This is a genomic window from Shewanella sp. 492, from assembly GCF_059338445.1.
The window spans coordinates 890,498-913,319 of the sequence record NZ_CM181702.1 but is presented as its reverse complement, the minus strand read 5'-3'; the positions used below and the strand labels follow the sequence as shown (position 1 = coordinate 913,319).

At 48.8% G+C, this 22,822-nt stretch carries 17 protein-coding genes; 14 read left to right on the top strand and 3 right to left on the bottom strand.

All coding sequences use genetic code 11. From position 1 onward, the window contains the following. Positions 1-2: 2 nt before the first annotated feature. A complete protein-coding gene (locus AC5YBX_RS04085; RefSeq protein WP_494524399.1) occupies positions 3-1,115 on the top strand; it encodes an anhydro-N-acetylmuramic acid kinase in 1,113 nt (370 codons plus the stop codon). Positions 1,116-1,255: 140 nt separating this feature from the next. On the opposite strand, the gene AC5YBX_RS04080 is transcribed toward AC5YBX_RS04085, so the two are convergent. Then, positions 1,256-3,433 (bottom strand): winged helix-turn-helix domain-containing protein, encoded by a 2,178-nt coding sequence (locus tag AC5YBX_RS04080; protein WP_494524398.1) that lies wholly within the window; start codon positions 3,431-3,433, stop codon positions 1,256-1,258. A 378-nt stretch (positions 3,434-3,811) separates the two neighbouring features. Between AC5YBX_RS04080 and AC5YBX_RS04075 the strand changes: the two genes are divergently transcribed. The 5 genes from AC5YBX_RS04075 (at position 3,812) to AC5YBX_RS04055 (ending at position 11,635) form a co-directional block, all read left to right on the top strand. Further along, complete coding sequence (locus tag AC5YBX_RS04075; RefSeq protein ID WP_494524397.1) at positions 3,812-6,574, top strand: TonB-dependent receptor plug domain-containing protein; 2,763 nt, start codon at positions 3,812-3,814, stop codon at positions 6,572-6,574. Positions 6,575-6,648: 74 nt separating this feature from the next. Further along, a complete protein-coding gene (locus tag AC5YBX_RS04070; RefSeq protein ID WP_494524396.1) occupies positions 6,649-9,105 on the top strand; it encodes a S9 family peptidase in 2,457 nt (818 codons plus the stop codon). Positions 9,106-9,238: 133 nt separating this feature from the next. After that, positions 9,239-10,546, top strand: a complete 1,308-nt coding sequence (locus tag AC5YBX_RS04065; RefSeq protein WP_494524790.1) for an alkaline phosphatase — start codon at positions 9,239-9,241, stop codon at positions 10,544-10,546. Positions 10,547-10,697: 151 nt separating this feature from the next. Beyond that, positions 10,698-11,069 carry a DUF2750 domain-containing protein gene (locus AC5YBX_RS04060; protein WP_110456079.1) on the top strand — a complete coding sequence of 124 codons (372 nt, stop codon included), beginning with the start codon at positions 10,698-10,700 and terminating at the stop codon, positions 11,067-11,069. 104 nt (positions 11,070-11,173) lie between these two features. Beyond that, positions 11,174-11,635, top strand: a complete 462-nt coding sequence (locus AC5YBX_RS04055; protein ID WP_494519895.1) for a hypothetical protein — start codon at positions 11,174-11,176, stop codon at positions 11,633-11,635. Positions 11,636-11,988: 353 nt separating this feature from the next. On the opposite strand, the gene erpA is transcribed toward AC5YBX_RS04055, so the two are convergent. Together erpA and AC5YBX_RS04045 are read right to left on the bottom strand one after the other, a co-directional pair. Further along, complete coding sequence (erpA, locus tag AC5YBX_RS04050) at positions 11,989-12,339, bottom strand: iron-sulfur cluster insertion protein ErpA (protein ID WP_220061717.1); 351 nt, start codon at positions 12,337-12,339, stop codon at positions 11,989-11,991. A 114-nt stretch (positions 12,340-12,453) separates the two neighbouring features. Next, entirely contained in the window at positions 12,454-13,287 is an 834-nt protein-coding gene (locus tag AC5YBX_RS04045) for a DUF6776 family protein (RefSeq protein ID WP_475516038.1), read from the bottom strand. Positions 13,288-13,350: 63 nt separating this feature from the next. Here AC5YBX_RS04045 and AC5YBX_RS04040 point away from each other — a divergent pair, with 63 nt between their 5' ends. The 8 genes from AC5YBX_RS04040 (at position 13,351) to AC5YBX_RS04005 (ending at position 22,499) form a co-directional block, all read left to right on the top strand. Then, the gene (locus AC5YBX_RS04040; protein WP_475516037.1) at positions 13,351-15,069 is read left to right on the top strand and encodes a chloride channel protein; all 1,719 of its coding nucleotides are present in this window, start codon (positions 13,351-13,353) and stop codon (positions 15,067-15,069) included. A 336-nt stretch (positions 15,070-15,405) separates the two neighbouring features. Beyond that, positions 15,406-15,720: a c-type cytochrome gene (locus AC5YBX_RS04035; RefSeq protein WP_494519897.1), complete on the top strand. Its 315-nt coding sequence runs from the start codon at positions 15,406-15,408 to the stop codon at positions 15,718-15,720. A gap of 6 nt (positions 15,721-15,726) precedes the next feature. Further along, complete coding sequence (locus tag AC5YBX_RS04030; protein WP_475516035.1) at positions 15,727-16,953, top strand: molybdopterin-dependent oxidoreductase; 1,227 nt, start codon at positions 15,727-15,729, stop codon at positions 16,951-16,953. After that, a complete protein-coding gene (locus AC5YBX_RS04025; RefSeq protein WP_475516034.1) occupies positions 16,953-17,342 on the top strand; it encodes a cytochrome C in 390 nt (129 codons plus the stop codon). Before AC5YBX_RS04030 ends, AC5YBX_RS04025 begins: the two co-directional genes overlap by 1 nt. Then, the gene (locus tag AC5YBX_RS04020) at positions 17,342-17,740 is read left to right on the top strand and encodes a c-type cytochrome (protein ID WP_475516033.1); all 399 of its coding nucleotides are present in this window, start codon (positions 17,342-17,344) and stop codon (positions 17,738-17,740) included. Before AC5YBX_RS04025 ends, AC5YBX_RS04020 begins: the two co-directional genes overlap by 1 nt. Positions 17,741-18,294: 554 nt before the next feature. Further along, positions 18,295-19,581 carry a glutamate-1-semialdehyde 2,1-aminomutase gene (gene hemL / locus AC5YBX_RS04015; RefSeq protein ID WP_475516032.1) on the top strand — a complete coding sequence of 429 codons (1,287 nt, stop codon included), beginning with the start codon at positions 18,295-18,297 and terminating at the stop codon, positions 19,579-19,581. A gap of 423 nt (positions 19,582-20,004) precedes the next feature. Then, on the top strand, positions 20,005-21,252 hold the full coding sequence (gene nhaD, locus AC5YBX_RS04010) for a sodium:proton antiporter NhaD (RefSeq protein WP_494519898.1): 1,248 nt from the start codon (positions 20,005-20,007) through the stop codon (positions 21,250-21,252). Positions 21,253-21,596: 344 nt separating this feature from the next. After that, on the top strand, positions 21,597-22,499 hold the full coding sequence (locus AC5YBX_RS04005) for a LysR substrate-binding domain-containing protein (RefSeq protein ID WP_494519899.1): 903 nt from the start codon (positions 21,597-21,599) through the stop codon (positions 22,497-22,499). Positions 22,500-22,822: the final 323 nt, after the last annotated feature.

Below are 22,822 nucleotides of genomic sequence, written 5' to 3'. Positions count from 1 at the left end.
AGATGAGCAGTCAGTACTATATCGGCCTAATGTCAGGCACCAGCATGGACGGTGTCGATGCCGTATTAGTCAAATTTGAGGGCGATAAGCTCACGCTTGTCGACACCCATACTGAGCCACTGCCCAGCCATCTGTTGAGCGGGTTACAACGTCTTTGCCAGTCTGGCAGCCATGATGAAATCAATTATTTAGGCACACTCGATAGAAGCGTGGGACAACTGTTTGCCAAGGCGGTTAATGCGCTGGTAAACAAAGTGGGTATCGATAAGGCACATATCAAGGCCATTGGCAGCCACGGCCAAACCGTGCGTCATATGCCGAACCTTGAGATGGGGTTTACCTTGCAGATAGGCGACCCTAACACCATCGCCGCCCTCACCAACATCGACGTTATCGCCGACTTTAGACGCAAAGATATCGCCTTAGGCGGCCAAGGGGCGCCACTGGTACCCGCCTTCCACCAGCAAAGCTTTGCTCAAGCGGGCAGCAAACGCATCATATTAAATATCGGTGGCATCTCTAACATCACTTATCTACCCGGTGATGCCAGCGCAGTGATTGGCTTTGATAACGGCCCAGGTAATACCCTAATAGACACTTGGATAAAACAGGTCAAAAACGAGCCTTATGATGACAACGGCCAATGGGCTGCCAGCGGTAAGACAGATGCTAAATTACTCAAACAGATGTTATCGCACGCGTATTTTTCATTAAGCGCGCCTAAGAGCACAGGACGCGAGCTTTTCAATCAAGCCTGGTTAGAGCAGCAAACCGCGGACTTTGGCTATTTAGATGAAGCCGATATTCAATCAACCTTACTGGACTTAACCTGCCACAGCATTGCCAATGACTGCCTAAAACTGACCGACAAGGCCGAGCTGTTTGTTTGCGGTGGCGGCGCGTTTAACCAAGAGCTGCTGCGCCGTCTGGCCAAATTGCTGCCCCATTATCACATCGATACCACAGCAGCGCTGGGCATAGACCCACAATGGGTTGAGGGGATCGCCTTTGCTTGGCTGGCTAGACGTTATCATGATGGCCTACCGGGCAACCTACCAGCCGTTACCGGCGCTTCACGTCTAGCTGTGCTTGGTGGCTTGTTTCCTGCCGCCTAACGTCGATTAATCATTGTCGATTGAGTAGAGCACTGTCGATTAACACGATTTGCGTTCTGGCCGACTAGCCCTTACCCCCCAAAAAATGTTCACGGCCATCAATCACTGATGGCCGTAAATCTTGCCGCAGATCTCTATCGCTATAGCAATAATCTATGCTGCAACTTGATCACATCGCGTTTCGAGTTTTGCGACTGGGTCAGCAGTAAGCTATGCGAGTCAGCAATATAAGCCATCGAGCCCGCACGTGGAATAACGCTGGGGGGAAGCTTAATAATGGGCGTGACTAAATTGGTATTAAATCGCCAAAAGTTAACTAACTGATGGTCGCGATGGTTAGCACGGTAATAGACCCCTTTATCTGTCGCGACCCAGTTGTAGCCTTCAGTAAACTTGTCGCCACCAAGCAGCAGCTCAACCTTACTCGCCGCCGTATTGTGCTGCAGAGCATGAGAACCATCGCCATCAAGGGCTAAGGCCCACAACCCTGGTTTATCCAGGCGAGTAAAGACTAACTTATCAGCGGCAATCGACTGTCCAAGGCGCATATTCAGCGGGCTTAACACCTTAGGCGGACGGTTATCGAGGTAAAACTCGGTAATGCCATCGAGCGTACTAGCAAATACGCTTTCATTGTCCCAGCCCCAGCTTGGGCGGTTATGATCTAAATAGGGCGTCGCCAAGATAGCCATAGTGCCCGAGTCGAGATTGAGCACATGGATTTTATTGCCCTCATTTTTATCATCGGGTGCTAAAAATGCCAGTTTATTGCCATCGTGAGACCAACTGGGGTAAGCCACGCGCCGTTTCAAGTGCGTATGTTGACGAACATCGCCGCCTTGTGTATTGACGCTCCACACCTCGTTAAAACCGGTTTGATTGGACACATAAGCAATACGTTGACGGCTGGCGGAATAACTTGGATTACGGTAGCTGTATTCCACATTCAATAATGAAAACGGCGTGGTGGGGATCGACTGCTCTAACGCCAGCAGCGAGATCTGATGATCACGAATATAGTTGGCGTACACTAACTCACTGCGGCCAGAGATAAAGCGTGGGTAGCTCATCCCCTCGACGTCTAAGGGCTGGATCTGTTTATCGTCAATATCGACAATATAACCGTTGCGCACGCCAGAGTTTTCGGTGCTAAAGACTAAGCGCTCACTATCATGGTGCCAGCTTAAGCCGCGGATATCTTCCAGCCCAGTGGTTAAGCGCAACTCCCGCTGTGAGCCTAAATCGCGTAAAAAAATATCTTCGGAAATATTGCCAAAACGACGCGCTATTGCCAGCCAGCGTCCATCAGGGCTATACGCAAGATCTCTATCGCGATGACCACAATCTTGCTGGCACGACACCCGTTGAGGCTGTGAGGCTGAGGAGCCCAGTGCCAAGCTATAAATACCTGAGGACTCATCGCCCTCAGCCAGCCAAATAAAGGCTAATTGATTGCCATCGGGGGCAAGATCTAACGCGGTATTAAACGAGTTACAAGGCGCCAGTGGCATCACCTCGCCGCTCTCTATGGTTAACTGCATAATATGGCACTGGCGAGTAGCAATGCGCTGTGACGGATAATAGAGCGTATTACCATCTGGGCTCCATACTGCGCGGATCTCAGCCGAATTAACCGAGGTCAGTCGTTTAGGGGTATCACTTAAGGCATTAAGATCCTTCAGATACAGGCTATAGCTTTGTCCATTACCCCGGCTGCCATACACCAACCAACGTCCATCGGCCGACACGTTAGGAAACAGTTCCGCATCTGTGGTCGTGGTTAATTGTGTTTTGGTGGTGGGGATAAAATGCGCCTCATCATGATACAGGTGCCAAGTCGTAAAACCTGCCAGCAGAAGTACCAATACCGCTGCGGCCATCAAGCCTTGTCGATACCCTCGCTTGAGCCTCGTCACTTGCTCCTGTGCCTGTTGCAAAATATCGGGTTGTTCGGCTATCTCTTCGGGATTAAATTCTGGGGCAATAAGCAGTCGATAACCTGACTTTCTCACCGTTTCAATCACCTCTTGATCGCCTGCGACCGGGCTAAGTTGCTTACGCAGGTGCCATATGGCATTGGTCAGTGCTTTTGCCCCCACATAACGATTACCATCCCAAATGGCATCGATTAACGCTTCACGAGTCACCACGTTAGGATAATGCTGGGCAAGGTAACACAGCACATCGATAAACTTAGGTTGCAAAGACACCTGCACAGCATCTTGCCCCGGCGCTTGAGGGGAAAACACTAAACGATGCCCCAGCGGAGTGACCTCACACCGACCTAATTTAAATCCCAATTCTTTTAACACAGCCACCTTAATCCCCGTTTTTTGCTAGCGCTTAATCAAAATATCAAACGTTAAAGCTATCCCTAGGCAAAGCGAGTGTAACACCAAACCCAAGATTAACGACAAAATAACACAATTAAGGATAGATAATAATAGATACTTAAACCTTTGTTTAAAAACATAATAGATTTTAAATAGAGATATAAACAACCTATAAACGACACGCTAGGCATTGTGGGGAGGTAACAAGTTAATTACAACTAGGCGCAGTAAACAGCAAGCTATCTTGATGGTTAAACGACACCGTCATTTGCGCTCTCCGCACATCACACGGAGCAGCCAGTAAAGCTCTTTAGGTTTGCAGATAAAAAAGGTAGTTAACGATAATAATAAGGATCATATTAGATGAAACCCCAACTTAAGCACTCGGCCATTACCATAGCGCTGGCGCTGGCCTTTACGCCAACCACTCTAATAGCAGCGCAGGCCGACACCGATAACAATGAAGCAAAAATAGAAAAAATCGAAGTCACAGGTTCACGTATTAAACGTGCTGACTTTGAAGGTGTGGCGCCAGTTACCGTGATCTCTGCCGACGATATCGCTAACAGTGGCTTAACGTCTATTGCAGAAGTACTGCAATCATCGGTCGCCAATACCGGCGGTTCACTTAATGGCGAAAGCGACGGTTTTACCGACAGCGCAAGCTCTGTCAACCTACGTGGCATGGGCGCCAATAGAACGCTAGTATTGATCAATGGTCGTCGTCAGGCGTCATTCCCCAGTGCTGCTGGCGGTTCAAGTAACTTCGTCGATACCTCAGATATCCCTACCGCAGCGGTAGAACGTATCGAAATTCTCACCGGGGGTGCATCGGCCATTTACGGCTCAGATGCCGTCGGCGGTGTGGTTAATATTATCTTAAAGAAAGAATATGACGGCGCTAAAGCGGCGGTTAAGTACAACTCACCGACCCAAGGCGGTGGCGAGCAACTTGATCTGTCATATCTACAAGGCATTAATACCGAAAATAGCCAAACCTTGATCATGTTCGAATATAAGAAAGTTGAAGCGATTAAAACATCCCAGCGCGACAGTTTATTCAGCCCAGCTTACTATGAAGATGAAGATGGCAATGTACGTTGGGGCGCGGGTCCCTTTGGTGATGCTGGTGCTTCTAGCTGGGCTTCATGGATCCAAGACTATGACAAGGCTTATACTAGTAACAAATACAGCCCACTGGATCAGGCGCAATGTACCGACCTATTTGGTGATAAAGGCATTTATACCCCTGCTGGTAAATACGATTGCTACTATGACAAATATGCCGACCGGGGTCTGCAATCGGCTTATGACAGAATCAACCTAGTAGTCAACAGCACCTACGATCTTAATGATGCGTGGCAGCTGTACGGCATGATCAACGCCTCATATAAAGAAGGGCAAAAATACAAAGATGAGAAAGGCTTCGGCACTTACATCTACGAAGATCAAGCCACTGGCGCGCTGAGTTATGACTCTGGTGAATTTGCTAACGACAACAAGTTCCAACTGCGTCGTCGTATGGAAGAGTTCCCAGGCGATCGTATTTATGACACCCAAAATACCAAGCTAGCGTTTTCTTTGGGTGCCAGCGGCGTAATAGGCGACTATGAACTGGACCTCTCTTGGTCGAGTGGCTTTAACCGTTACGAGAAACAAAACAACCATATGGTTCGCGCCGATGGACTGCTCGATATCATTACCTTCGATCCTAACAACACCGATCCGACCAAATGGTATCCAAACAATAAGCTTACCGATACCCAAGTTGAAGCCTTAATCGGCGCCTCAACCAAAGACTCCACCTCAAGCATGCATCAGTTCCAAGCGGTGTTTACTGGCGACCTTATGGAACTACCCGCAGGCACAGTTGGCTTTGCCACCACAGCCGAATGGGCGCGTGAAAGCTATGAAGATACCTTAGATGAAGTCACCAAGAGCGGCGGCTTTATCGGCATGGGCGGCACGGGTGGTGAAGGTGATCGCGATCGCGTTGCCATCGCAGGTGAAGTACAGATCCCACTATTGGCTAACATGACTGGGGTTAAATCATTAGATTTGTCTGCGGCGCTGCGTTATGACCGCTACTTAGACGATTCAAACGTGGGCGGCGCTACCACACCACAGATGGGCATTATGTATCGCCCTATCGATGAAGTGATGGTGCGTGCCAACATAGGTAAAAGCTTCCGTGCCCCCGATATGCATCGCTTGTATGCCGGCCTAACACGTAGTTTTGGCAGCACAGATTACCCACACCCCACCATCCCTAATGAGATTTATGAAGATAGCTACGACGGTTTTAGTTCTGGCAACCTCAACTTAACTGAAGAAAAGGGTGATTTCTGGAACATTGGCCTTGTTGCCAACCTAAGCGAAAACGCCGATGTGTCATTAGACTGGTGGAACATTGAGCTCGAGGGCGCGGTAAAAACCATCTCTACTCGTGAGATGCTCGATGACCCAAGCTATGACCAAACCGGCAACTACACCAGCTGCGATCAGATGGATGTGGTCGGCTATCTTACAGAGCTCGATGATGAGGGGATCAGCAACTTAGCGTGTATGCGTAAGGGGCCGATTAACAGTGCCTATGAAGCTTCACAAGGTATCGATGCCAGCTTTAACTATCGTTTTGCTGAAACCGCAGTCGGTGACTTTAAGCTGAAATTGGCCGCCTCTTATCTGCTAAGCAAAGAGTATCAAGAGAACCTCGACAGTGAGATTGAAGAAGAAACCGACACTAACTTTGTGCCTAAATGGAAAGGTAATGCCAGCCTAACTTGGAACTATCAAGATGTCAGCGCAACCTTGGCCTACTACTACACAGGGGAAGCCACGGGTACCGATACCTTTGACCTTATTGACGCCAATGGCGATAGCTATGAGCAAGATGATTATCCCGATACGCTCGATGCTTATCAGGTGATCAACTTAACTCTGGGCTACAACGCGCCATGGAATGGTAAGTTTACTGCTGGGGTGAAAAACCTCACCGATGAGATGCCACCTCTATATGACGTCCGCAGTGACAATCATAACGATTGGCCCTTCTTCGAAGAAGGCAACAGCAGCTACTCTATCGTGGGCCGCACCTTATTCTTAGGTTATTCACAAAAGTTTTAAGCTTTTGAATAAGTCATAAAAAGCGCCCAAATGGGCGCTTTTTCATCACTCATGCATTTAAGTCAGGATAACTAATGCACATTTTAAAATATCTAATGGCTGCCCTGATCTTGTTGTCCAGCCTACACACAACCGCTGGCGACTATCAGCAGCCCTCGGCGCCACTGCAACAGGTGCTCGAGCAAACCAAAATGGTCGATACACGACTGGCAGGCGATGCACGCCATATAGCGCTATTGCATCCTCAGGCGCACCCCACTATTCATGAGTTGGCTCAAAGCGAAAAAAAGTTGGCCGGCCTGCGAATTTCGCCAGATAATTTAGCCCAAAGCAGACCGAAAAAACGCTACCAATTTATTACGTTAATCAATCTTGATAACAATCAACGCCTCACCATACAACAGCAAGGCGCTAACATTGCTAACGTACAGTTTTCGCCCGACAGTCAATACCTAAGCTACATAGCCATTACGCCTCGGGCCGTTGATCTGTACCTGTATCAACTGGCCAGCGGCCAAACCCAGCGTCTCAATGCCAGCCCACTTAATGCAGTATTTGGCGCCAAATACCAATGGCAACATGACAGTAAGGCCATTGTCACCACCTTCGCGGTGCCGCAAGATAAGCAAGCTCCCCTTGCCAACATAGGCCCTAACATTAGCCACGCCTTGGGTGAAAAAGCACCGCGGCGTACTTATCAAGATTTAATTCAAAATCAGCAAGATGAGCAGGCATTTAAGCAGTTAACCACCAGCCAGCTGGCGATAATCTCCCTCGATGGTCAACGCACCAATGTGGGCCAACCGCAGATCAACAGTCACTTTGCCTTATCACCCAACGATCAGTTCCTGATCGCAAAACAGATACACGCGCCCTATTCCTATATCGTTAAATACTATGACTTTTCCCAGCAGGTTGAGCTATTTAACCGCGATGGCCAACATATCAAAACCTTAGGTCATATCGACAGCGGCGAGTTTCGCGCAGCTGGTGCCGACTCGGTCAGTACTGGCCCGCGCCTTATCCACTGGCGACCCGATCAACCCGACACCTTAGTGTTTGTTCAACCTCTGGATAACGGCGATGGCGAGCAGCCTGCCGCGCTGCGCGATGAAGTGCTCAACTGGCCAGCACCATTTACCCAAATCCCACACGCTTTGCTGCAAATGCCATGGCGTATTAACGATCTTGATTGGGCAGAACAAGGCCGACTGTTTGTCAGTGAAAAAAATGCCAACAAGAAGCAGGTGCGCGTCAGCATTTTGGATGTAAGCTTACTGGGTACAGACGAAGCCAAGCCCGCCAAACTCTGGTATCAAAAAGCCCAGCGTGACACCTATAAAGCCCCCGGTAGGCTCTATCGCGATAGACAACAAGGGGTTGCTCTTGTAGATATAACCCAAGGTAAATTCAGCCATTATGGTATTGGTGCATCGGCTAAGGGCTATCGCCCTTTCCTCAAGCAAACCCAGCTCGATAACAACTATAGCGAGACTATCTGGCAAAGCGCGAGCGATAAACTTGAGCAGGTTAAATATGTCATCAGTTTGTCGCCTCTTAAATTAATCATTAAGCGTGAAGACTCTATAACCCCGCCACATTTAGTGTTAGTGGAGCCACATACAGGTAGCGAGCAACTACTTTATCAAGCCGATAATGAGCTGGCCGCCTATCAAGGCATGACTCGCCAACTGGTTAACTATCAGCGCGCCGATGGCTTGCCCCTCTCAGGCATGCTCTACTTACCTGCCGGTTATGATAAATCACAAGGGCCGCTGCCCCTGCTCATGTGGGCCTATCCACGCGAATACAAAGACGCGAAAGTTGCCGCCCAAGTAAACTATTCAGTGCATCAATACCAAGGGATCAGCGCCAAAGGGCCACTGCCCTTTGTCGCCCAAGGCTTTGCCGTATTCGATAAAGTGGCTATGCCGATTGTCGGTCAAGGCGATATTCAGCCCAATGACAGTTTTCGCACTCAACTGGTGGCGAATGCTAAAGCGGCCATCGACACCTTAAGTGACATGGGTATCGCCGATCCAAACAGAGTCGCTATCGGCGGCCACTCTTATGGCGCATTTATGGTCGCCAACCTCTTGGCTCACTCGGATCTGTTTAAAGCCGGTATCGCGAGAAGCGGCGCTTATAATCGCTCCCTGACCCCTTTTGGTTTCCAATATGAAAAACGTAATTACTGGGAAGCACCCGCTCTCTACCAGCAGATGTCGCCCTTTACCCATGCCGATAAAATTGATGAGCCGCTACTGCTGATCCATGGCGAGATGGACGCCAACTCAGGCACCTACCCGATGCAATCGTCACGACTGTTTAACGCCATCCGTGGCCTAGGCGGTACGGCAAAGTTGGTGATGCTGCCCTATGAAAGCCACAGCTATGCAGCCAAAGAGTCGCTACAGCACATGCTTTGGGAGCAGCAGCAATGGCTAGAGCAATACGTTAAGCCCATTAACGCTGACATCGGCAAGGCTCACAGCGCTGAAGCCCCTGAATCTATCGAGTCGTTGGAGTAATATAATGACCCAGTCCACATTGCAAACTACATCACAACTGACATCAAAACTTACATTAGAGTCATGCTTTGCCACTATGGCGCGTCTGGCTGCGGCCATCAGCAGCTCGGCTCACTCAAGTAAGCTTAACGCGATGCTCGCCACCTTAATCGCAACCCTGCCTTGCGCAGTGGCGGCAGCGCCGACCAATATCATCTACATCATAGGCGACGGCATGGGGCCCGCCTATACCAGCGCCTATCGTTATTTTAATGATGATCTCACCACCAAGGCCGTTGAACCGACCATTTTTGATAAGTTGTTAGTGGGCATGGCAAGTACCTATCCCGATGATGACACCTATGTCACCGACTCAGCGGCGGCGGCAACCGCTTTAGCCACCAGCCATAAGAGTTATAACGGCGCCATTGCCGTTAACAGCGACAAACAAGTCTTGCCGACCTTGCTCGAATACGCCAAAGCCAAGCAGCGCACTACCGCCGTGGTGGTAACCTCACAGATTAACCACGCCACCCCAGCCAGCTTTTTGGCCCACAATGAACATCGCAGAAACTACAATGAGATAGCCGATGATTTTCTCAGCAATCTCATCAACAACAAGCCGGTGGCCGATCTTATGCTAGGTGGCGGCCAACAGTATTTCGTGCGTGAAGATAGAGATTTAGTCGCCGAACTGCGCGCCTTAGGTTATCAATATCAAGACGATCTCAGCGCGCTGAGCCAACTCGAGCGCCTACCCGCCTTGGGACTATTTGCCCCCAAAGGATTAGCGCCAGCCTTGGGCAGCCCAGCCCCACTGCGTTTAAGCCAAATGACCGAGCATGCGCTCACACTGCTGCCACCTAACCCTAAAGGCTTTGTGATGATGATAGAAGCCAGCCAAATCGATTGGTGTGGCCACAGCAATGATATTGCCTGCGCCATGGCTGAAATGACCGATTTAGCCGCCACCACCCAAGTGGTCGTCGACTATATCGACCAGCATCCCAACACTTTATTGGTGATGACAGCCGATCACTCGACCGGCGGCCTGAGCCTCGGCGCAGATGGTGTATATCAATGGCGTGGTCAGCTGCTGCATAGCGTCAAGCAGATGCCCAGTACCTTAGCCAAGTGGCTGTCTGAATCACCGACACACTTGGCAAGTGAACAAGCCTTTAGTGATTTTTGGCAAACACACTTAGGCTTACCTATCGATGCCGAGCAGCGCAATGAGTATCGCCAGCAGCTGCAAACGGCATTAGCACAAGATAATGGGGTAAAAGAAGCCACTACGCGATTAAAGCAACAAATTGACACCCTGACCTCTACTGGCTGGACAACCGGCGGGCACGACGCCGTCGACGTACAAGTCTTTGCTTATGGTCAAGGTGCGGCGCAATTTAATGGTCATCAAGACAATACCCAAATCGCCAAAAAATTGATCGACTTAATCCACTAAACCTGCTCCTTGGGTAAACATGCCGGCCGCCAATGTATTGCGGCCGGCTAACTCCCGCCTCACCGCGCAACAAAATCCTCTATACTGCGGCGTAACAAATGTTATCATTGCCGCCAATCGGTTTAGCCCCATTAAGATGAAAGAGAACACCATGAGCAAAAGTGCAAAAGATGCCAGCAAGATGACGCCAGAAGCGCGTTACGACTACCTTGTCGAACAAGCCAAGGCCCACAAAACCCTATGGACATTGCAAGACGCTGATGGCTGCGTCATGCTCACCACAGATGATGAAGATTGCATCCCAATGTGGCCTTGCGAAGAGTCTGCTGCCATGTGGGCCGTAGATGATTGGGCTGATTGTACCCCTTTAGCCATTGCCCTTGATGAATGGCTAGAACGTTGGGTTCCAGGCATGCAAGATGATGATCTGTTTGTTGCCGTATTCCCAGTGCAAGAAGATCTTGGCGTGGTGATCCCGCCTTATGAGCTAGAGCAGCGCTTAACGCCTAAGCAGAGCCACTAAGCTCGACAATCACTGGCTCGCCACAGCGCGATCAGCCAGTCGCTAAACAGCGCTTTAGCCAGACTAAAGCGCTTATCTTGTTATTCGATGACGGAGCCTCACTCGTGCAACCATCCTCACCGTTACATGATGCCACTCAGCCGCAGGAAACCAGCTCTACGCCAGTCAAAGCGCGGCTACCAAAACGTTTAATTGGCTTGTTACTCTTCTTAAGCATCGCATCGATTAGTGGCCTTGTAGCCAAACAAGGGGTGTTATTTTGTCTGTTGACGCTACTGATGGTGATTGCTGTGCTAGGCCGCCAACGGGCGGGATTGTATCTACTGCGCGGTTACACTGTGGTGCAACTTGGACTGGTCAGCATTTTACCTGTGTTGCTATACGACCCAGATAATTTGCTCACAGGCCCATCGACCTTTCAATTAGGCGAATGGCAAGGCAAAATCCCCGACTACTTGGTGTTTGGCGTGCTGATTTTATTAGCGATATTACAAGTGTGGATAGCGTTTACCGCCCAAGTGTCGGCCTACTGTCATGTTAAAAATAACATGAACATCATGCGTTAACCTTTATCGCTACATAGAGTCAGGCGCTATCACGCAGTGATTTGGGCTTTGGGCTTTGGTCTTTGGTCTTTGGTCTTTGGTCTTTGGTCTTTGGTCTTTGTGACGTTAAGACATTCAGGCTGGGTTACCACAGACACAAGGCCAATTTTTACCGTCCCTGGTAAATTGGCATAAGTGCTTTAGACACAACACCAATTTTTTACCGTCCCAGGTAAATTGGCATAAGTGCTTTAGACGCAACGCCAATTTTTTACCGTCCCTGGTAAATTGGCATAAGTGTTCCAGACACAAAAAAGCCAGCAATGCTGGCTTTTTTATGCGTCAGACTCACCATAGGTGGTCAAGCGGCTAGGTTATACCGAGAAGCTAGCACCACAGCCACAGGTGGTGGTGGCATTAGGGTTTTTCACAAAAAAGCGCGAGCCTTCAAGTCCCGAAGTATAGTCCACTTCGCCACCCACAAGATATTGTAGGCTCATTGGGTCAACTACTAACTGAACCCCTTGTTTCTCAACGGTAAAGTCACCTTCGTTGACCTTTTCATCGAACGTAAAACCGTACTGAAAACCTGAGCAACCGCCACCGGTCACGTACACACGCAACTTAAGTGCATCATTTTGCTCTTCGTCCAACAAGGTTTTTACCTTTGAAGCTGCCGCGTCGGTGAAACGGATTGGCATTGTATCTTCAACTTGTTCAGTCATTACTACCTCTATACATCGGTTTGCTGAGCGAATTATCCAATACCTGACCAATTTGTTCAAGTAATAGTCTTGGCTCAGATAAAATCAATTTATTTTTGTATTATCACCCACAGCTTATTGGGCTAGTGGATCAATGGCCTCATTGCGATTTTGGGTGTCGTCCTCATGCTGCTCAGTCTCTTCAGGTACGTCATCTTCTATAGTGACCTCCTCATCGACACCATCAACCGTCGGCTCCACTTGCAACAGATCTGCGGCGGCAAACACCAACTCGGCACTGTCGCCTTTACTCCAACGACTGGCTGGCACTGTGACTTTTGCGTCGACCTGAGAAAGCACAAAGCCTTCAGGGAATTGCACCACGGTTTCTAAAATCTGAAAATAGCGAAAGCTAAAGTTAAGCTTATCATCAGTGAGTGACGATAACGGCAGGCTCACCACTTTGTCATCCTGCAAACCGATAAACGTGAGCTCGGCCTTACCTTTCAAGGCTTGCTTGCGCTTTTGCAGTTGGGTTAATACCAATTTAACCCTGAACTGGTTGGGCAATAGGCCAGGGTTTAAGCCTAAATCATGAATTGCCACACCGTCGGCTTGGTTTTCTGGCGCCATAATGCTGCGATAAAACGCCAGTTCTCGTTCAAGCTCTTTCTGTTTTTGATGTTGAGTTAAAAACATCTTTTGCATATTGTCATTGGCTTCTTGGGCTAACGCCAATTCCAAATTGCGCGAAGCTAACATCTCGGCCTGCTTTGTTAAGGCTTGGCTTAGCTCGGTGCTATTTTTCGATTGAGCGGGCTGAATTGGATGTTGCGATGACCAGAGATCCCAGGTCAATACGCCAGCAAAAAATGCCACTAAGATCAAAAAGAAAAGATAAACGCTCGAAGGTCGAATTTTTCGCTCTATCACTTGCAAGCGATCGATCCAACGATGATAATTTGACATTAAATACTAGCCCCTTATAAAAAATCGACACTCACGCTTTTAGTACGGTAAAGGTTTACCACCATGGTTTCTGTGCAGCAACTCGTTAATCGCCTTATTTCTCAATGCCAGCATTACCTTAATACAGCACTCAAAGATAAATTGTCACAAGCCAAAATCAGTGTGCAATTGTGCGGCTTGGCGCTCGCATTTGCCTTGGTGGCTTCTGGGGTCATTATATTATTTAGGCTATTACTGCAGTGGTTACATACCTTAACCCAATCTCAAGTATGGGATTTTACTGACAACTTTAGCGACTGGCGAGTGCTATTACCGCTTTTTGGTGGATTGTTGATCTGGCTCGTGGCGCAATTGGGCTCTAAACGTTACAAACGCATGGGTATCGCCTATGTAATGCACCGCATGAAACTGCACTACGGCAAAATTCCCTTACAATCGGCGCCGGGGCAATTCTTTCAAGCCTTATTTGCCCTTGCTAGCAACTTTTCAGTGGGCCGCGAAGGCCCTGCCATCCATTTAGGCGCTGTCAGTGCCAGTGTTATGGCAGAAAAGTTCCAGCTACCGGACAACAGCGTACGCATTATGTGCGCCAGTGGCATCGCCGCAGGTATTGCCGCAACCTTTAACGCGCCATTGGCCGCGGTGATCTTTGTCTTTGAGGTAGTACTCAGAGAATATAAGGTGCATTACTTCTTCCCTATCATGCTATCAGCCATATGTGGCGCGGTGACCAGTCAACTAGTGTTTGGCAATATCCATGAATATGAACAGATAGGTATCGACCATATCCCCTTGTCGCAATATCCGATCTTAGCCCTGTGTGGCCTAACACTCGGCTGCATCGCCGCCCTGTTTAATCACAGCCTGCTAACGGTCACCGCTAAAGGCCAACAATGGCCGCTATTTGCTAGGCTCATGTTGGCAGGCTTGGTCACCTGCGCAGTCGGGCTGCTGTTACCCCAAGCTTTGGGCAGTGGTGAGCAGGCGATAAGTTACGCTATTAGTGAGCATCCAAGCCTGGGGTTATTAGTGGGCTTGCTGATAGGCAAGATTATCGCCACCATTGCCGCCATAGGTCTTGGGATCCCTGGCGGGATTATCGGCCCATTATTTGGGATCGGTGCCTTAATTGGCGCTATTTTAGCCATTATCAGCGCGCAGTTCTTCCCCGGCATTAGCCCCTATATAGGCCTGTACACCATCATAGGCATGACCGCCATGATGGGCGTGTGCCTCAGCGCACCGCTGGCCGCCTTGGTGGCATTGCTAGAACTCACCAATAACGCCGCCATCATCCTGCCCTCGATGTTTGTCACCATACCCGCCTTCTTAATCGCCCACCAAGCCTTTAATACTCAGTCGCTGTTTTATAAACAGATGGAGCTGATGGGGCTGGACTACAAAATTGCGCCGGTCAAACTGGGGCTGCAAAAAACCGGCGTGCGCGCCATCATGGATAAGCGCTTTGTTATCGTTAAAGACAATGATGAGTTGCTGCTTGAAGTACTAAAACGCGCTGAAGGACGCTCGGTGTTAATGCGTAACCGCCAAGGTCAAATGGAGATGTTGCAATTAGAGCTGCAACATGACGACAGCAAAAGCACCTTAAGCCGCCACCCGATCCAAGGCGTTGCCGATAGCAGCACATTAAAAGAGGTCTACGAAATTTTGGCCATCGAACGCCGCGGCGAGGTGTTTGTCTATCAAGGCGAGCGCGATAATGTCGTTGGCGTGATCGGCTGGTCGGCGTTACAAAAACAGATTAATTCAGGCCAAATTTAACGCTAACGAGTTCGGCAGCATTCGGCTTACGTCAACGCTGCCACCCGCCTAGCGCTCAGTTTTTCAGCACATCTTGGTTAATGTGATCCCCCCCGCCCCTTAGCTCACCCTGACCACAAATCAGTAAATAATTGATTATCATGATCTTTTATAACTTTTCATAACTTTTTACATGCTATCGCTCTCATTTAGTCTTAGTTTTGTGACCCTGGTAACACTTACGCGCATTAGCGTGAATTTAGTGATGTTTTTTTATGCGCAATTCGATAGGCACTCAATTGATGCAAATAACTCACTGACCGTTACGGCTAAACATAACTACGAGTATTAAATAACATGCAGCGACAACGTAACAGCCGCTGGCTTATTGCTTCCGTCACATTGGCAAGTATAAGCCTGTGCACCAACAGCTTTGCAGCATCGGATGAGAAACTGCTCAACATGTGTAAAGCATGTCATGGACAGTCGGGCAATAATCCATTTCCCAGCATTCCCAATCTTGCTCAGCAAAACAGTCAATATATGGTTGCGCAATTAACCGCATTTAAAAACGGCCAACGCCAAGATAAAACCATGAGTAAAGTCGCCAAATTGTTAACAACTGAGCAGATGCAGCAGATGGCGCACTATTTTTCTAAAGGTAAGGACTAACACACCATGGCAATCGATAGACGTAATTTTCTTAAAGGGGCGGTAGCCACTTCAGTAGCGGCCATGTTGCCAGTCAATTGGGTATTTGCGCAAAACCGACCAGAAGGCATGGCAGCCATGGATGTGTCAGCGGTAAAGTGGAGTAAAGTCGATCACCTGCCTGAACACTTTAAGGTACTCAACAGCAGCCCACTGAATGCCTTCCCACCAGAACATCTGCTTGATCCTGCGACCACGCCATCGGATGTGGCCTTTATTCGCTGGAATGGCCAGATGCCCGACTTCGAGAACATCAATCCTGACACTTGGGAGTTTACCGTCGATGGCGAGTCAATCGAAACGCCTAAAACCTACACCATCGCCGAGCTAAAAAAGAAGTTTAAGACCCATACCCAAAAACTGGTACTCGAATGTGGCGGCAATAGCCGAGTCAACTTCTACCCTAACGCCAAAGGTAACCAGTGGAGTAACTCGGCTGTCTTTTGCGCAGAGTGGACTGGTGTTTTAGTCAAAGACGTATTAGCCGACTGTGGCGTAAAGAGCGATGCGGTGTATACCGCGCACTATGGTGCCGACAAGCACATTAGTGGTAAAGGCGCGGCCATTTCTCGTGGCGTGCCGATTGAAGCGGCCATGAATGAAAACGCCCTTATCGCGTGGGCAATGAACGGCGAAGATATTCCTTACATGCACGGTTACCCACTGCGTATCGTCTTTGGCGGTCGTCCTGGCTCAGTATCACAAAAATGTGCCACCGGCATTGGCGTACGCGATCGCGTGCACGATGGTAAAAAGATGGCGGCTCCCGCTTATCAAGTACCAAAGCATCCTGTCGCCCCAGGTGAAAAGGTCGACAACAAAGACTTTAAGATCATCGAAGAGATGATTGTTAAGTCGTTAATTACCTCACCACAAACCGGCGGTGAGCTAGCCCTAGGCGAGAACATTGAAGTGCGCGGCCATGCTTGGGCTGGTGTGCGTGAAGTGACTAAAGTGGAAGTCAGCTATGACTATGGCACCACGTGGCAAAGCGCGTCACTCACCAAACCCGCCAATCCAACGGCATGGCAACAATGGGCCATTAGCCTCAAGCTACCACAAACTGGCTACTACGAAATTTGGGCCCGTGCCACCGACAGCCAAGGTGACACCCAACCAATGGTACAACCTCAGTGGAACCCCAAAGGGTACCTATTTAACGGTTGCCACCGCATTGCATTAAGGGTGGTGTAATGAAAAAACACCTATTTGCGGCAGCGTTAATGCTAGCAAGTATGCCAGGGGTAGCCGCAGGCTCGTCTGAGGTGGCCACCTATCCGGTGGATGCTGAAACGGGTTTGATTATGGCGCCGGGCTGGGAGATGGTAAAAGATCAGTGTAACGCCTGTCACACCAGTCATATTATCCCGCAAAACCCCGGAAATAGAGCCGTATGGCGCGAGACCATTGAGTGGATGATTGACACCCAAGGTTTATGGGATTTATCTGACACTTGGGATCCTGTGCTCGATTACCTGTCGACTTACTATAACGAGACTGGTATCGACATGCAGATCTTTAGGCGTAAACCGTTAGATCCTGAGCTGATGCCCCCCATGCCAACGGCTAAAGGAGACCACTGATGAAACGTTTATTTGTGAGCCTTGGCCTCATCGCTGCACTGCTATTTGCCGCTATTGTCAGCGGCAATGAGCGCCGAGAGTTCAACCAAACGATCGAAAATATGGGGCTAAAGATAAGCCCTAGTACCTTGGCATATTCGGCCGATGTTGAGCAGGGAAAGCAGCTGGCTTCGACTCGCTGTATCGCTTGCCATGGCGCAACTATGCTTAAGGTGATGCCAAGCTACCCCATGCTCGAAGGGCAAAAAGCCGCTTACCTGTTTAAGCAGCTAATGGCGTTTAAGCACGGCGAGCGCAGCAACCCCATTATGCAAGGGCAAGCCGCGCAGCTATCTGAGCAACAGATGAAAGATGTCTCGCTGTACTATTCGCAGCAGGCAACACTTACGCTGCACTAAGTGCATGTAAGCTCACTCAAGGTTCGAATGACTCGGCGCGGCAGCTATGCTAATGCGGTGCCATAAGATAACTTCGATACCTAACATCATGGGCGGTGCCATCAGGTCCGCCCATTATTTTTAGCCCTCTCCCCATAAAACAGACCGCTTCGCGTCAGTACTAGCAATCCGCCACTCTGTGATCGATGACATTGAAAATGCTGCGTATACGGTCACAATAATAGATCAACTTGAAGACAATTTAGTATGGGCTGATATACTCTAGCGGCTTATATTCAGGCGCAAGGTTTTGTCTCACGGTAAAACGCTAACAAGGCGCTGTTAAGTTGCACTTAACCCACAAAATTGATACACAGCATTGCAAAGATGGTGCTTATGCCCCGCTGCCACGAACGCAAGAAAAACAGGCAGGTAACGGTGGGCTATGCATGTCCATGGCAAGATTTGCAGTGATATAAAGGGTTGCGGCACAAGTTGAGCAACCCTAATGAGCCGTTAATTGATATTCACAAAAGCCGATTTTTAATCTGGCAACTGACTTTAAAGGATCTAGCATGACCCGCTCTGAAACCCTATTTGAACAGGCTAAAAAAACTATTCCTGGTGGCGTTAACTCGCCAGTACGTGCCTTTAACGGTGTTGGTGGTTCGCCACTGTTTATCGAAAAAGCGGATGGTGCTTATATTTATGATGCCGATGGCAAAGCCTATATCGATTATGTTGGCTCTTGGGGACCGATGATTCTAGGTCACAACCATCCAAAGATTCGTGCAGCGGTATTGGCCGCCGTGGAAAATGGCCTGTCATTTGGTGCCCCCACTGAACTTGAAGTGCGCATGGCTGAAAAAGTGATCGAGATGGTGCCATCGATGGAACAAGTCCGTATGGTGAGCTCAGGTACTGAAGCGACCATGAGCGCCATTCGTCTGGCTCGTGGTTTCACTGGTCGCGATAAAATCCTTAAGTTTGAAGGCTGCTACCACGGCCACGCGGACTGCTTACTCGTAAAAGCAGGTTCTGGCGCGCTGACTCTGGGTCAGCCAAGCTCTCCTGGTATTCCTGAAGATTTTGCTAAGCACACCCTAACCGCCGTTTATAATGAACTTGAATCGGTTAAAACGCTGTTTGAACAGTATCCAGAAGAGATCTCGTGCATCATTCTTGAGCCTGTAGCTGGCAACATGAACTGCATTCCGCCAATCCCTGGTTTCCTTGAAGGCCTGCGTGCCCTGTGTGATCAATACGGCGCACTGCTTATTATCGACGAAGTGATGACTGGTTTCCGCGTATCGAAAAGCGGGGCTCAGGGCCACTACGGGATCACGCCCGATCTCACCACATTAGGAAAAGTGATCGGCGGCGGCATGCCAGTAGGCGCTTTCGGTGGCCGTAAAGATGTGATGCAGTTTATCGCGCCAACGGGCCCAGTTTATCAAGCGGGTACCCTGTCTGGTAATCCGATTGCGATGTCAGCCGGTCTTGCGCAGATGGAAGCACTCAGCGAGCCAGGCCTTTACGAAGCGCTTGCTGATAAAACAAAACGTGTTGCCGAAGGCTTTAAGGCGGCGGCCAACAAACATGGTATTCCACTGAGCATCAACTATGTTGGCGGTATGTTTGGCTTGTTCTTCACTGACGAAGAGAAAGTCACACGTTTCGACCAAGTCACTCAATGTAATGCCGAGGCCTTCCCAGAGTTTTACCATGGCATGTTAGATGAAGGTGTTTATCTAGCGCCAAGCGCCTATGAAGCAGGCTTCTTGTCTATGGCTCATGGCGACAAAGAGATTGAAGCAACGCTTGCCGCTGCCGATCGCGTGTTTGCAAAAATGGCTAAATAACACCAGCGTTAAGCAGTACCGATAACGCGTATGCCTAACAAAACAAAGAGGACCTAGTGTCCTCTTTTTGTTTATCTGCCCCATGCCCATAAGGAGCCCGCCACGCTAAACCGATAAAATCACATAAAATGAGCAATCATATAATAAAGTAGAAGCTAATGTTAACGGACGATTCACAGCCAGCAAACAGTTAAATCATCTACCAAAGCCTGCAATTGCAGCACATTAAACATGAACAGCCCCCTTAAAAGCCTATCCGCATCACAGTTTTACTGCAAAGTTAGACTAAGGTAACGCTTGCCTATTGCACTTTCCTATGGTCTGATCGCCAGCTATCACAACAACCTTAATATAACCTTGATTTTAAATCTTCATTCTCATCGCCATGAGGTGCGGACTTAAGTCGGCCGTAGGAACCAATGTATGCTCGACATTTTCCTGATCACCCTTGCTGTGCTAGCGCTATTAAGCATCATTTTTGAAGAGGTGACTCACCTTAACAAAGCTAAAACTACCTTGTTTTTTGGCTGTATAGCCTGGATAACCCTGTTTGTTGCCGCAAACGATGCCGATCACCAGCGGCTAATGGCCCAGGAACTTGATCACAACCTATTAGAAATCGCCACCTTGTGGCTGTTCCTTATGTCGACCATGACCTTTGTGGCTTATCTCAATGCCAAAGGGATGATCCAAGTCTTAGTGCAAAAGTTATTTCCACAGCAAGTATCGGTACGCATGCTGATGATCCAAGTGGCCTTGTTCTCGCTGGTGCTGTCGGCCATTTGTGATAACGTCACCGCCACCTTGGTTTCACTCGGGTTATTAACCACCTTTCAACTTGAAAGCCAGATGAAACGCCGTATGTCGGTATTAATCATCTTTGCGGTCAACTCTGGCGGTGTCGCGCTGATCACGGGTGATGTGACCACCTTGATGATCTTCCTTGGCGGCCATGTGCATATCTCGCAGTTACTGATACTGTTTATCCCCGCCGCGATAAGCGTCATGTTACTGGCAGTGTTGTTCTCGCTCAAAGCCGAAGGACGAGTGAGCACCACGCCGATAAAGCCTCAGTACAGCCGTATAGATGTGCTCATCGCCATTATTTTTCTAATCACCATCATATTAACCATGGTGCTCAATATCTTGTTTGGTATTCCACCCGTGCTGACTTTCCTCTCTGGGTTGTCGGTGATGTTTTTAGTGGGCACCACCTCTCGCAGTAATAAAGAGGAGTTACAGATCCTCGAATATATTCGTCAGGTTGAATTCGACACCCTACTGTTCTTCCTCGGCATATTATTATTGGTGGGCATGCTTAAAGAGATTGGTACCTTGCATCTGCTCACCGAGGTGTATGCCAAGTTTGATCCCAATATCTCTAACTTTGTCACAGGTATAGGCTCGGCATTGCTCGATAACGTGCCATTAACAGCCGCATTACTGAAAGCCGAACCGGTGCTGACCACCCCAGAATGGTTAGGCCTCACCTATTCTGTTGGGGTTGGCGGCTCATTGCTGGTCATTGGTAGCGCGGCGGGCATCATCGCCATGAGTAAGGTCAAAGAGCTGACCTTTGTGGCCTATTTAAAATATGTCCCAGCACTTCTGTTGTGCTACACCTGCGGCTATGGCTTAACCTTACTGCTGGCCTACGAGTTTTTTGGCTAAAGCGCGCAACCACCCCTTAGCACTTAACAATGCGATGACCCTGCTCATCGCATTGTTATTAGCTCAGCCTATTGTTTGCCATACCTTCTATTACCAGCCAGCTTTATTACATGCCTGCTTGATTACCAGCCCACTTGATTAAAAGTCACCTGCTATTAAAGCCCCTTTATTGCAAGCCAGCACAATTATAAGATGAGCAGCACCAAGCTAGTTGATGGTTATCACAGCATGAGACCCAAACTGCCCCCTCTATCCATCGTCCCCAGCATAGAGTCGACTGAAGGGATTTGCTTAGTGCGACCAAAAGCATATACTGCCAAAAATTTACCAAAGCGAATCTCACTATGCCTTTGTCTAAGGAAGCCTTTAAAACCATCCATTTGATCGCTAAATCGGGGAGTTTTGCGGTTGCAGCCGAACGACTCAATCGCGTACCGTCCGCCGTGAGTTACACGGTAAAAAAAATGGAAGAAGAGCTTGGATTTGCTCTATTTGACCGCAAGGGACGACAGATCAAACTCACCCCGGCTGGGCAATATTTTATTGATCATAGTCAGTGGATGCTCGATACCTATGACGAGCTAGTGCGTAACAGCGCCATGATCTGCACCGGTGTTGATGCCACCTTTAATATTGCCATTAACAACATAATTAATCGTGATGGATTAATCGATCTAATTGCGCAACTTAATCAGCAATTTCCATCCACAAAAATTTCAGTCACCACAGAGGTGTACAATGGCTGCTGGGATGCACTCTATGATAGACGAGCCGATCTGGTAATTGGCGCGCCGCACTCCGCCCCCAAGATGGAAGGGGTGGTTTCGCAATCAATTGGTAAAATTGAGTGGGATTTCATCGTGGCGCAATCTTCCCCGTTAGCCAGCCAAATCAACGTATTAACGGCCGAGCAGCTAAGACAATATCCCGTTATTGTGGTTAAAGACACCGCCAAACATATCCTGCCACAAGATGCCTGGTCCCTCACCGGACAAAAAATCATTTACGCGCCAGAGCTATCAACGGCAATAGCCTTAATTGAGCGTGGCGTAGGGATAGGCTATATCCCGCATCACCGCATTAAAACCTCGCTTGATTTAGGTCAGGTGATTAAAAAGGCCATTGTCGAACACAAACAACCTACTCAGCTGTTTTATGCCTGGCATGCTAACCGTGAAAGCCCGGTATTAAATTGGTGTATTGAGTACTTAATGCAACCCGAACACGCCAATCAGTGGTGCGACTAAACTGCTATAACGCGCCTAACCGCGTCCTGCATCATTTTCTGAGGGATTAGCGTGTGAGCCAATTCACAGTTTCACCCCCCTCATTAAACAATTAAAGCGAAGTGATGCGTCAAAATATTTGACGCATCCTAGCCCAATACCAATTAAGACGAGACCTGCGCCCTATAGGCATCATCATATTGAGAGAGCCGTCGCTTTAACAGGTTAAAGCATCAAATTATTTGATTTCTCAAGCCTGATTTTATCACTTTTTTAATCAATATTAGCCCGATACTATCAAACGGTGTTAACCACTTTGAGTTAACCCGGCCCAATTATTATAA